The organism is Bacteroides sp. NSJ-48, from assembly GCF_014287405.1.
Lineage (GTDB): Bacteria > Bacteroidota > Bacteroidia > Bacteroidales > Bacteroidaceae > Bacteroides > Bacteroides stercoris.
Map to the genome: position 1 here is coordinate 86881 of NZ_JACOOD010000004.1, position 13059 is coordinate 99939.

Annotated in this window: 10 protein-coding genes; 1 reads left to right on the top strand and 9 read right to left on the bottom strand. The window is 49.5% G+C overall.

All coding sequences use genetic code 11. The features are described from left to right. Positions 1–2 precede the first annotated feature (2 nt). Complete coding sequence (locus H8S52_RS03245; protein ID WP_004293589.1) at positions 3–1313, top strand: hypothetical protein; 1311 nt, start codon at positions 3–5, stop codon at positions 1311–1313. A gap of 85 nt (positions 1314–1398) precedes the next feature. On the opposite strand, the gene H8S52_RS03250 is transcribed toward H8S52_RS03245, so the two are convergent. From H8S52_RS03250 to H8S52_RS03290, 9 genes are all read right to left on the bottom strand, one after another. Further along, entirely contained in the window at positions 1399–2163 is a 765-nt protein-coding gene (locus H8S52_RS03250; RefSeq protein WP_004293588.1) for an ABC transporter ATP-binding protein, read from the bottom strand. Continuing rightward, complete coding sequence (locus H8S52_RS03255) at positions 2160–3140, bottom strand: iron ABC transporter permease (protein ID WP_004293587.1); 981 nt, start codon at positions 3138–3140, stop codon at positions 2160–2162. Before H8S52_RS03255 ends, H8S52_RS03250 begins: the two co-directional genes overlap by 4 nt. Then, positions 3141–4280: an ABC transporter substrate-binding protein gene (locus H8S52_RS03260; protein ID WP_004293586.1), complete on the bottom strand. Its 1140-nt coding sequence runs from the start codon at positions 4278–4280 to the stop codon at positions 3141–3143. It lies immediately after the preceding gene. A 24-nt stretch (positions 4281–4304) separates the two neighbouring features. Then, positions 4305–6362 carry a TonB-dependent receptor gene (locus tag H8S52_RS03265; protein WP_004293585.1) on the bottom strand — a complete coding sequence of 686 codons (2058 nt, stop codon included), beginning with the start codon at positions 6360–6362 and terminating at the stop codon, positions 4305–4307. Beyond that, positions 6359–6856 (bottom strand): transposase, encoded by a 498-nt coding sequence (locus H8S52_RS03270; protein ID WP_004303978.1) that lies wholly within the window; start codon positions 6854–6856, stop codon positions 6359–6361. Before H8S52_RS03270 ends, H8S52_RS03265 begins: the two co-directional genes overlap by 4 nt. Next, the gene (locus H8S52_RS03275; protein ID WP_004293583.1) at positions 6856–7926 is read right to left on the bottom strand and encodes a glutaminyl-peptide cyclotransferase; all 1071 of its coding nucleotides are present in this window, start codon (positions 7924–7926) and stop codon (positions 6856–6858) included. The genes H8S52_RS03270 and H8S52_RS03275 overlap by 1 nt, the downstream gene beginning before the upstream one ends. A 71-nt stretch (positions 7927–7997) precedes the next feature. Further along, on the bottom strand, positions 7998–10124 hold the full coding sequence (locus H8S52_RS03280) for a hypothetical protein (protein WP_008142913.1): 2127 nt from the start codon (positions 10122–10124) through the stop codon (positions 7998–8000). Between the two features lies 1 nt (position 10125). Then, positions 10126–11934 carry a PKD-like domain-containing protein gene (locus H8S52_RS03285; protein ID WP_087393864.1) on the bottom strand — a complete coding sequence of 603 codons (1809 nt, stop codon included), beginning with the start codon at positions 11932–11934 and terminating at the stop codon, positions 10126–10128. Positions 11935–11987: 53 nt separating this feature from the next. Next, positions 11988–12947: a DUF4465 domain-containing protein gene (locus tag H8S52_RS03290; protein WP_117901649.1), complete on the bottom strand. Its 960-nt coding sequence runs from the start codon at positions 12945–12947 to the stop codon at positions 11988–11990. Positions 12948–13059 lie beyond the last annotated feature (112 nt).

The window sequence follows — 13059 nt, forward strand, 5'->3', positions numbered from 1 at the left end:
TTATGGCAGTAAAAGTAGCCCGCGGGCAGGTCACCATCATCGACCAGAACGACGCGGTATCGTTGCAGGCATTCATCGGCTCCTCGCAGCCCCTGACACAGGTGTACAACAGAGACAACAATGCCTATGCCCCTTCGTGGGCGGCTTCTCCCTATCTGGTACTTACCCCTTCGCTCTTCGTCAGCGGTCAGGCGGCGACCGACCAGATCACCTCGGTAGGCAATGCCGCGACGCTTACGGCAGGCGTGAAGAGCGGCTCGGCCAAGTGGTACAAGAACGGTACGGCGATCGTCTCCGGACAGGACAGCTGCACCATCGGCGCGGCATCGGCCAAGTATGCCCTTACCGTCAAAGCCAACCACATGACCGTTTCCGCTCCGCAAGTGCGTTATACTTTCGAGGCGGTTTACATCGACGCCAACGGGCTGGAGATTCCGTTCCGGGCGGAGATTCAGTTCACGCAGCACCTGAACGCCGGAGCGATGATCGCCGCCGTGGCGTATGCACCCGACGGCATCGTATTCAAGAACGACGAGGTGGCGACGCTCAGGGCGCATTGCGACCTGTGGCGCGGAGCCTCTATCGACACGACGAACGTCACCTACGCGTGGGGCATCAAGGATTCGGCGGTATTCGCGGGCACGACACTGACAGCTGCCGCGGCAGCCGGAGCCACGACCATAACGGTCGCTTCGGTAATGAACATGGAGGCGGGAGGCAGGATAACCATAGGATCGGCACAGTACACCATTTCGGCAGTCAACGCCTCCACGAAGGTCGTGACGCTGACCTCCGCACTGAGTGCCGCAGCCGCATCGGGAGCCGCCGTTTCGTGTCCCTACTACAACTCCATGCTGGGTGCCGGCTGGGCATGCCTTACCTCGACCAATCCTCGGGGCGTGACGGCAGGCTGGACGACAAACGAAATCACGATTACGGCAGATGCCGTTCTCAACTTCGAGACCTTCAAGTGCGCCATCAAGGATACGGACACCTCGGCGGGCAACGCCTCGGCGAACAAGGTCGTCTGCGACATCATCTCCTTCACGGATATGTCCGACCCCATCACGGTTGATCTGGTCAGCCAGAAGGGGTTCACCATCAAGAACAACGGCAATGACGTGGATGCCAAAGCCGTGTTATACAGGGGCGGTGAGGAAATCGACACGGGCGGGACAGCTTATACCTATACATGGAAACTGTGGAACTCTGCCGGGACTTCCGTCGTGAAGACCTACACGGGAAAATCCATCACGGTCTCGAAAGCCGATGTGACGGGGAAAGGCGTGCTGATGTGCGAGGTATCGAAATAAACGACATGTCTTACAACGAATACGAGGGTGCCAAATACTTTTTGGGACACCCTCATTGCGTCTGACGTGTTTCCCGACAGGAAAGTCAGTCTCTTGGCATGGATTTCACGATCCCGCTCACGGGGTCGAATTGTACGGCGGCATTGTTGAACAGCCGCTCGATATGCCCGCTGCGGATCATTTCGGAGGTCGGCAGACAGTGAAGGACGGGCGTATCGATAAGGGCTATTCTGTCACTCAGCGAGAGGGCTATATCCAGTTCGTGAGTGGAGAACAGAATGCATTTGCCCTCAGCATGCGCTAACCGTGCGAGCAGGGAACACAATTCGTAACGGTTGGGCATGTCAAGAAACGAGGTCGGCTCGTCCAACAGGATGACGGGCGTTTCCTGAGCCAGAGCACGGGCTATCATAATGCGCTGGCATTCACCGTCCGACATCTTATCCATCGTGCGGCCGGCATACGCCTCCATTCCGACCGAAGAGAGCGACCGCATGACGATTTCCCTATCTTGAGGCTGCATGCGGCCGATCCAGTTGGTGTAAGGGGCGCGGCCGATAGCCACGACATCCTCGCACCGCAGGTTGGCGATGCGTGTGCGCTCGGTCGTGACAAATGCCAGTTGCCTTGCCTTCTCCGGAGTTCTCATGTTTGCGATACAATGTCCGTCGAGCAGGATTTTACCGCAATAATTATGATTCAGTCCGGCTATGGCACGGAGAAGTGTAGATTTCCCCGTGCCGTTCCTGCCAATAAGGGCAGTCAGCTGTCCTCTTTTGAAAGAGGCATCGACCTTATCGAGAAGCCTCTTCTCTGCGTAGCCTATGGAAAAATCGCACAGTTCTATCATACCGTCATCGATTTATTGCGTAAAACCACCCATACGACTATCGGGATTCCCAGCAGTGCGGTAATGGCATTTACGGGCAAAGTGAACATTTTGGAAACGATATCGCAAAGAAGCAATACCGCCGCCCCCGAGAGAAGGGTTCCCGGCAGGAGCACGCGGTGGTCGGCCTCGCGGAAGAGCATCCGCGCGACGTGAGGCATGGCAAGACCGATGAAGCCGATCGGGCCGCAGAAAGCCGTTACCGTGCCGGCCAGCAGCGTCGTCGAGAGAAACAGCAGACCGCGCGAACGGCGGATATTCAGTCCCATCGTTACGGCATATTCCTCGCCGAAGAGCAGGAGGTTGAGCGGTTTGATCGTCCATACGGCCAGCAGCAACCCGACGATGACCGACGGAAGGAGGATGGCGAGCTGCGGCACCGTCACGTCGCCGAGCGACCCCATCGTCCAGATGACGAACGCCTTTAACGCCTCCTCTTTGCTCAGATATTGCAATATCTGCACGACAGCGCTCACGCCTGACGAGAACATCATACCCAAAATCAATATCACCATAATGTCCTTTATGCGGTGTCCGACGGCAGCGATTACGAGCAGCACGACGGCCGCACCCAGCCAAGCCGCTCCGGCGATGCCTATCGACGAGCCGACGCCTGCCAGCACCACGAGCGCCACGCCGAGGCTTGCACCCGAGCTGATGCCCAGCACGTAGGGGCCGGCCAGCGGATTGCGGAACAATGTCTGCATCTGCAAGCCGCTGACCGATAGCGCCGCCCCGGCCAGCAGAGCCACAACCGCCTTTATCAGCCGTATGTTCAGTACGATTTTCGCCGTAGTCCGCGGGCAGTCGCCGCCCGTCAGGGCCGCCCATACGTCGCCGACGGGAATGCGAACCGCGCCCACAGCCAAATCCAACAGGAAGAGGCCGACCGTAAGCACGGACAACGCGGTGAACAGGATGACGGGGCGTGAACGCATCTATTTCAGTTGTTTGTAGTATACGAAATCTTCTTCGACCAACTCGGGGTGGAATATCTTCACGAGGTCGCGCAGAAGAAGGTCGGGATTCACGACGGCCGATTCGTAGTAGTCGTTGCCTCCGGCGGCATTGGTGCGGGCGTTGTTGTTATAGACATAGCCGTTTCGGACGCAGCGGGTATCGGCGAACTTCGGGCAGGCGGCTTTCAGTTCGTCGAGTGTGTTCGCCATGCCGACGTTCAGCCACATATCGGCCTCCGAAGCGAGCAGGTATGCCTCCTCCAAGTCGATAGGCGTCGAAGAGTTGCCCGTGTTCTTCTTGTAGATGTAGTCGCCTCCGGCGTCGGTAATCAGCCGCACGGCATAGTTTTCCGTCGAGGGCATGAACCACGAATCGCCGTAGGGCGTATTGAGCATGACCGACGGGGCATCGAGAACGGCACCGGACACTTTCTGTTTCAGCGCATTGTATCGGATCGGAATATCCGCGAATACCTTTTCGCCCTTCGCGCGTTTCCCGACGACCTCCGAAAGCGCCACCAGCCATTCGGCTTTGCCCAGCGGAGATTCTTCGAGATAATCGCCGACATACATGAACGGGATGCCGAGCTCCTTGAGTTTGCTCTCCATCGCACTGGCCCCGTTCACGCCGAAAAGCAGCACAAGGTCAGGGTCGAGCGACAACAGAAGTTCATAATTGATATTTCCCTCGTAACCCACGTCGCCGATGCTGTCGCGGCGTGCCTGAATGTCGGGATTGGAGATATAGTCGAGTCCCGAAACGCCGACCACACGTGCCGTCTCGCCGATGGCGTCGAGCATGGCGATATGGGTCGAGGACATCGCCACGATGCGCTGCGCATCCCCTTCGAGGACCTGCCCGTCGAAACCCTCGGGAACGGGTTCCCCGTTACGGGAGATGAACAACCGGGTGGTGACGCTATCCGCGCCCTGCCACGGATTCATGACGGAAACCAGCACGCTCTGTCTGCCGTCTGCTCTTTCAATCTTGAATCCCGAGGCATATTCGGGAGCGTAAAGCTGTTTGTTGAAATCGGCAAGTTGGGAACTCTTGCCACGACAGCCTGCAAATGCCAGCGCAAGCAGCACCATCAGGCTCAAATTCTTTAATACTTTCATATCATTACCTTATTTACGTTTACATTATTTTCTGCTTTTCCCGAATTTCGGGGTGATGCCGATGAAGAACTCGAAGTTGATGCCGGGCATAGGACGCGACAGCACCGAGAGATAGTCCTCGTTGAACAGGTTATTGACGGCAAGTTTCAACTGTACATCCAGCGGTTTGAACGACAGCATTTTCTCCAGTGAGATATTGCTCATGAAATACCGGGGCAGGTGGCCTGTCAGCGTGTAATCGTTGCTCGACATGGTGAAACGTTCCGAGTAGTAAGCCCACTTGTAGAGGAACGCCCACGTCCGCCATGACAGCCGTCCTGTCAGCGAGGCGGAGTGCTCCGGCACGTAAGGCAGTTGTTTTCCCACCGACTGGTCGGCGGGCGACATCTTTTCGCCCTCGTTGATGGAGGGGGTCCACGAATAGGAACCGTTCAGGTCTATCAGCCAGTCCTTTGCCGGCTGCACGGCAAGGTTGGCCTTCACTTCGACACCGTAGGCATGGACTTTCTTCACGTTGCGCGGCGAGAAGAACCCCTTGGTCGTCGGCAGCCAGATGATCCAGTCGTCGATGTAGGAGTCGAACCAGCTTGCGCTGCCGCCCAGTTTATATACCCCCTTTTTGCCGACATCGAAACTCACTCCGGCGTCATAGCTGAAGCCGTGTTCGTTTTTAAGGTCGGGGTTGCCGCCCGGCAGAAAGTAGAGGTCGTTCAAAGTCGGAAAACGATAGTTGCGCGATACGGAGGCTTTCACCATCACGTTCCCTTTGCGCGAAATCAGTCCGTCGATGAAGAATGCCGGGATGAGCGGAGCCCATTTGTCGCCCGACATCTCCTCGCGCAAGACCAGCGACAAGCCCAACGGCTCGACAGGCTGCCATTTGGCCGATACAGAACCGGAGAGCTCGACACGCCCCTTGTCATATCCGACGACGGCTTTGTTGCCATCCTGAAGGATGATGTTCTTGTCTTCGCTGCGCACGAGATGCTGGTACACGGATACGTTCGAGGTGAAGAACCATTTCCTGCCGGGCGAGTATTCCGCTTCCGCCTGTCCGTAGAACGTGTTTATCTTGCTCCGCGAACGGGTCATGGAGGCCCAGTTGTCCGGCGCCACCTCACGACGGTAGTCGTAGGCCATCCACGTATGGATATAACCGCCTTTCACGCCGACTTTCCATTTCTCTTTGATATGGTCCCATGACAGGACACCACGAAACGTCTGCTCCCGCTGGCGGTTCTCGAAGGCGGTCTCATCGCCGTAATCGGTCGTGAGCATCGGCAGTTCCCGGTTGGAGTTGATATACCATGCGTTCAACCCGAAACGGTCGCCTTTCAGGGTGTTGTAATATACCTCCTGCAACAGGTGCAGGTCCTTGAACGAACCCGATCGGTTGCGTTCCTTGGGATGATACTGTCCGATGATGTTCTTCTCCTCGTCGTAGATATTTATCTTCTTGTCGTGGTTGGTGTACTTGTAATCGTTGGGCGACGACGAATAGACCGCGCGGGTCGAGACCTGCCATCGGTCGCTGCCGTAGGTGAAGCGGGCGAACTCGTCGAACGTGCGGAACGACCCGATGCCCTGCACGTATTGGGCATGGAAGCCCTCGCCGACCTGCGGCGTAGTACCGAGTTTGACAAGTCCGCCGAGTCCGCCGCCCGTTTCATTCACCGACGACGTGCCATGAAGCAGCGAGGCCTGATCTATGAAGTAGGACGGTATGGTGGAAAAGTCGGTCATACCCAGCATGGGATTGTTGATGCGCATGCCGTTCCACGTCACCTGCGTGTGGCTGGGCGACGTGCCGCGGAAAGCAACGGTGGAGAGCGTGGCGCGTCCGTAACTCTTGACGAACACGGACGAATTGAACGTCAGAATGTCGGCCATCGATAAGGCAATGTTCTCTTTCAGTGCGAGCGAGTCGAACTTCGTCTTCTGCACGCCGATTTCTTTCATCGGGCGTTTGCCCCACACCGTGACCTCGTCTATCTGGTGGATGCGTCGTGTGATTCCCTGCGCGGACAATACGGACGGACAGACGAGCAGTAGCGAGAAAAGTATGTATTTCGTATAAATCATTTGATTCCGTTTTTAGGGTGGGTATTCGCGGAAAAATGTACCGTGGAGGATGCCGGCACGGACGTTTGATGCGGGTCGAACCCATTCTCTTCAAGCAGTTGTCCGTATTCTTCCTCGAACGAGATCTCCTGATGGATTGTATGCTGCTCCTCGATGTGCCGTCTGAGCCGGTGAAGGTCGCTGAACGACACGCTGAACGAGTCGAATCCGGCAGCCCAACCGGAGAAGTCGGCATATTCCGGGGTTTTCTGGTATACCGTTCCCGTGGCGCCTTTCACCTTGTTCACGATCTTGCTGAAATCCCCGGAATTCGGAATCTCGACAAGTACATGCACGTGGTTGAGAAAGGCATTGGCGGCATGTACGCGGCAACCTTTCCCTGTAAAAATCCGTGTCATCCGCTCGAGCATCAATCCTTTTCCCGTTGTCGGAATCGTCATCTTGCGTCCTTTGGTAACGAAGATGAGATGGTATAGGTGTCGTATCCTGCCCATCACTTCCAACAAAATGCGCCGGGGATTATCCCGACATAGAATTCATCGATCAGTTCACCTTCGGACGAGTAGCGGTAGACAATGCCCTGCTGCTGGTAGTCGATGGCATCGGCCACGTAGACATCGCCACGCACGGGGTCGACGGTCAGGCCGTAATAAATCGTACCGCTGTATTCGAGGAACGGGCGCACGGGAACACGTTCCGCATCCACGTCCATCGACCATATGTCCTTGTTGATCCAGTAGAGCTTGTCGCCCGTACCGTTGAGCTGCACCTCCGAAGGCCAGTCGCCCATCTTGAACTTGAACTGCTTCTCTACGGTGAACGTCTCGGCATCGATGCGGTAGAGAGACGGGGCTTCGTAGCCGTAGGGCGAACCCTCGTACCCACCGTCGGTGATCGTCCACATCTTGTGGTTCTTGTCCATTACCAGCGAGGTGGGCTGGATGCCGACTTTCAGTTCTTCTACCACCTGATCCGTTTCGGTATCGATCTTGATGATGCGGTTTTGGTACGACCAGCAGTTGCAATAGACATATTTGCCATACTGCACCATCTGCTCCGTGGAGCCGCTTTCCATCGTCATGTCCGGCACCTGGATGTAACCGGTGATTTCATATTTCTTGGGGTTGATGATGAAGATGCGGTTGTCCCACAATTGGGTGACATAGGCTTTCTCGTCGCTGAGGAAATGGATATAGCGCGGCGAAGTCAGGTTCGTGATACGGCCCACCTCTTTGAACGTATTGAGGTCGATGGCGAAAATCACGTGGGAATTGTTCACCACGACCCAGCCCTTATTGTCGTGGATGCACATCGATTGCGCCACGTCGCCCAGCTTCATGCCGTTGGCACGGAAGAACACTTCATTCTGCACCTGTTGGGTTTCGGGGTCGTAGTACGACAACGTGGCATTGCCGTACTGGAAGTTGCCCTCGTTGGTGATGAACAACCCGGCTCCGGTAGCGTTGAAATCTTCCACCGCATCTCCGTAGTCCCACTCCATGCAGCCCGCCAGCAACAGCGGCAACCCGCATAGAAGAATGATATGTCGTATCAGATGTTTCATTGGCTTGTTATAAACGGGAAAGAGTACCGGTCTTTTGGCCAGTACCCTGTTCCCTTGTAAAATAATGGGTGTTACTGCTGGGTATAGCGACCGGCTTGCATATCCTCGTAGGTGGGGTTATAACCGCAATTGGTTACAAGCCAGTCTTCTTTCTTGATTTGCTCTTCTTCTACAAAAGATTTGAAGAACGTATAATCAACAAACCGTGTCAACCGGATAAATCGAACTCCTGAGAGTTTTGTTAAAGTTGGCATATTGAAAGTCGTAAGCGATGCTGCATTTGCAGCACAAAGTGTTCCATCAATGGCCTGCAATTTGGGGCATGAAATAGTTTTTACGGTACGAACAGTCATACCAACACCCCCGACATGTTCCAATGACGGAAATGTAAAATCTTTATTTGATGCCATAAAATCTAAAGAACCATATAAAATATTATTAATCACCCCTTCTTTGATATATTGAGGATTGCTTGAACAACCGACTGACTTTAAATTCGTAAAATCATAATCATAGTTAGAAACAGCGTTCAGATTACCGATAATACATAACTGACCTCCGACAATTTCCAATTTCGGGAACGAGATATTGTTTGCCATTGTAGTTTCGATGCTTAAATATCCATCTACACTTACCAAGTTAGGGGCTGAAACGCCTTTTTTTGAACCTCTTATAATTTCCATATTCCCGTAAACTCGTTCAAATTGGAATACAGGATCTGTTGTCATATTGCTAGAATACTTAAAATTCTTAATACTCTTAAAATTCAATTCTGGATCTATTCCAACACTTGAACCGGTAATACCGCTCGGAGCTAGAAACATGCTAACTTGCGACATATCCTCTTTTGTGATAATTTTTGAGAATATAGTCCCGTCTGTAATAGAAATTAAAGGTTCGTTATCCTCAAAAGGTACAAAATTTACTTTGCTCAAATCTAAAATTCGATCAGAACACTCCAATAAACGCAGCAAGGTCAGTCCTCCGAGTTGTTCTAATTTACTCCAATCCGGCAATTTTTTCAAGACTTGGAATTTAGATATTGTCAATGTGCCTTTAACAATCGACAAGTTAGACAGTCCATCTATTTCTTGTAATTTATTATTTCCCGTAGATGTAAAAGCATCGGACGCAATATAACTGGAAACGAGATTAAGGTCGCCGTTTACTACCGATAATTCCGGCAATGAAAGGGTCTCCAACGGAATCGGTATAGAAGCAAAATCCACACTTCCAACTTCTTGTAATTTCGGAAATTCCAAAGAAATCATTTTGCCTAAATTATTAACCCCTAAGCGACCGTTTACTTTTGTCAATTCAGGAATTCTCAAAGATGTGATTTCTCCTCCTGGTTCTCCGTCACTTGTCAGACACTGGAGATCAAAATCCTTTACGACAGTGGTTAATTTAGGGAATTCAAAACTTTGTAGAGATGAAGTCCTGAATATTATATTTCCATCAATCGTTTCAAGGTTGTCGAATTGCACATATGCTACTTGATTGTTGCAGACAACGATGTCGCCAGTAATATGCTGCAAAGATCTCATACTGACCATCTGCAATTTACTGTTGGTCGCAAAGGCAGTTTCAGTTCCTATTTGCAAACCTCCAATTGAAGTGATATTATCAAGTCCCGTAAGATCTTGTCCAACATAACTTTTCCGAATGATGATGTTTCCTTCGACTTCCTTCAATATTTTTAATGCGGCGATATCCGACAATTCTTCTGCATCCTCAGCATCCGACCCGATAATCAAATCACCTTTGATAACCGTTACGTCCGTATCAATGAAAGCCGTAACATCCGCTGTTGTCTTCAATTCCACATCCCCTTCATAGCGAATCTCGTCTTTAATGACTTTATATGTATAATCATTCGCTTCTCCATTGTAAGAGGTTACACGAAACGTTCGTTCCGTATCCCAGTCAGTAATGCTTGCCGGATCGGGAATAATTGTTGCCGAGGATGTGTATTTGAATTCGACTTGAGCATTATTTAACGAAACAGTATATGGAACTGTTATGGTAATTATATTGTCAATTATTTCCGCTGTATAGGATTGACTTGCCACAGTCATCACGACTGATGTGATAAAATTGTCATCGGCATCAGCAGGACTTTCTGGAGTCTGATTATCTTCTGAACATGATAAAAAAAGAAATGGGGCAATGAATAGTAAAAGCCAAAACTGTCTCATATTATTGATTATTAGTTATTGATAAGTCTTCAAATGAAAATACTTCTGTGGATATCTCTCCAAGCCAACCACTTTTCGATAATACTCCACACTGAACTTTGATAAAGTCTATATATTGCAATTTTACTGGAGTCCCGTCATGATATATTGCATTGGCTATTTTGAATCCGTTGCGCTGACCGCTACCATCAATGACATTTCCTCCTACCAGATTATCTGAACCCATATTATCCACATACCCCCACTCATAAGCGTTATTCGCCCAATATCCTGTAACGGGATCTTGATTGTTGCGAGGAGTCAGACGCGTCCCATATAATGTATAGCTATCTTCTTTAATCCAATTGGGATAATAATATTCTTGGCCATGGTATGCATTCATATCGACAGAACCTGAATTACCTTCACTATCTACCCACGGAGTATGTGCTCTGGGTGCAGGTCTATAGTAAGTTACTTCGTAGTCTTGTATTGTACCATCGATGCCGGTTTCAGATCCTTTTAATTCATACCATTCATCGTCTGGCTGGCCATTGCCATTTATATCTTGCATTACCCAAACAATGCCCGGCTCATTTGAGCCACCGCTCGAACTGTTAAAAGCATTTCCTTGTATTGCAAAATCGTATTCTCGGCCACTCGGAGCAATACTATGGTCAAAACCGATGATGATATAACCACCGAAAGATCCCAGTGAAACATGCGCTTTTTTGTTCAATCGTTTCGTTGCATACTCTATGGCTTGTTGGGGCGTCGTTTCATTTCCTATAAATCCGGTATTTTGGGATAACTCATTAATAAACTGTCCGGGAGCAGGAATGAATTCATAAACCTTATCCCAAATACCTGAACTTGTCGCTGTCGCTTGCCGATAGCGTTCTTGTTCCGTTTTTTCTTCACAAATAACCTTAACTGTCGTTGTAATTGAAGTATTACTACGTGTTATGTTACGTGAAAGTGGCTGTGTGTTGGGCATTTTTTCTGTAACAGTAACAGCAACGAAATATTCTCCAGGAGTCGTCGGCGTGAATTTAAAAACCCTGTCGGTAGCGGCTTCCATAATTTTTCCATTGACCTGCCATTGATACTGTGGATAATCGAAATATTCCAGCAAAGGCCGCAAATATACAGGACGCCCTGCAAAAGTATAACGATCCGTAGAAGTTTGTGTATAGGATGGTGTCGGAAACCGTACGGAATAAGGCATTGTTTCCACAACTTCTACGTCGAAATCACGGATTGTTTCTCCGTCTATATTGGATGCCCGGATTGTTATCGAATATGTACCGAGTTCTTTTTCGTGAAACGTATATGCTTTTTCTGTTCCGACGATTTCTCCATCGCGTACCCATTCAATTCTAAAATTTTCAAGATCGTCATGTTGAATATCTGGAGATAAAATATAATCCGTGTTTTGAGGCACTTTTAATCCTTTAGAGGGGATTATGATTGAAATTGTAGGTGGAGTTAACTCCAATACTTCTACTTTTAACTCTTCTTCCGCATAACCCTCTGGTGTATCAACTCGCAATTTGATATATAGATGTTGTTCCTGATTCCATGTATACTTCAATATTGATTCAGATGAAAGAAGTTTTCCATCTACTGTCCATGCATAAAGTGCATTATTCGCATATTTATATGTCGGGGCAATTGTCAGTTCACGCCCAACTTTGATAGTGTAAATGCCAGTCTCACTATCGAGTTCAATTATAGGAGCTTGTTTTATTGCTTCAGTAATTACATCGTTCTTATTACAGCTTGTAATAAAAAACAAAAGTACAAGAATACTAAATATGAAAGCCTTCATAATAAAAAAGGCATAGAACTGAAATCAGTTCTATGCCAAACTATATTAAATTGTTATTCTATTGTAACGTCGTCTATACAAAGATACGCCGGAGTATTGAGTCCATATATAGGATCGACATCAGATCCTTCAAAATTGAATTTTACACTTTGCACATCCGCTACATTAATATCCCAATATGTCCATGTAGTTACGGGGGACACTGTTGGTTTATCATATCGGTAGTCGGCCAACAATTTCGATACAGTGGTGATCAAATTTCCATCTACGTCATAACATTCGATGTTGACTTGGAAATATCCTATATTGTTGCCGTCAGAATCTTTCAGATTACTCAACGGTGTTGCAACACCCGATGTTCCGAACTGATTACCATTTATAATCACACCATAGGTATATGCTGTGTTACAATACCATAAACCCTTGAATTTGCGAGGGGAGTCAAAATAGAATTCAGGTTTGGCCATCCACTCCGTATTTCCGAAATCAGAGTAGCCGTATACAACAGCAAAATTGGAACCGCTGTGACCTGCCCCTGTATTGGCCCCATCTGTGGATGCTGTATTATAGACACTACATTGATTCTCCCAAGTATACCACCAATTAGTTCCAGAAGTCTTGCCGGCAGCAGAATCAGAACGATAATTGTATTTCGACAACGCAATGGCACCACTGGAAAATTCAGTATACGCTCCATAAGAATTGGTTACAGTATTCATGTCGGAGACAAACACAAAATCGGGATCGTATATTTCCCTGATTTGGTTCTCTGCAGTATATCCATAAAGCGTGTAGTAGTTCTCTGCTTTAGGCGAAACCGCCATGAATGTTTCATCGAAGTCATCGAATGTAATGGTTGTAGTGCCATCATCATTAAAGTTGGCTCGGGTTTCGGGAGTTACTGAATCAGTTTGAGGATTCATCAAAAAGTCATCGTCTGAATTACAGCCGGAGAACAGGGCGGTTGCCGTCAACAGGAAAGCTCCCGCCAGAAAGCGTAAGTTTCTTTTCATAGCTTACTTGTTTTTTAATAAAACATATTTTTAACAAACACAAAAAATCCCGTTCGCGCAGGTTTACACGAACGGGATTATGTTTGTCTTCAAATATGAGAATGACTCCTAC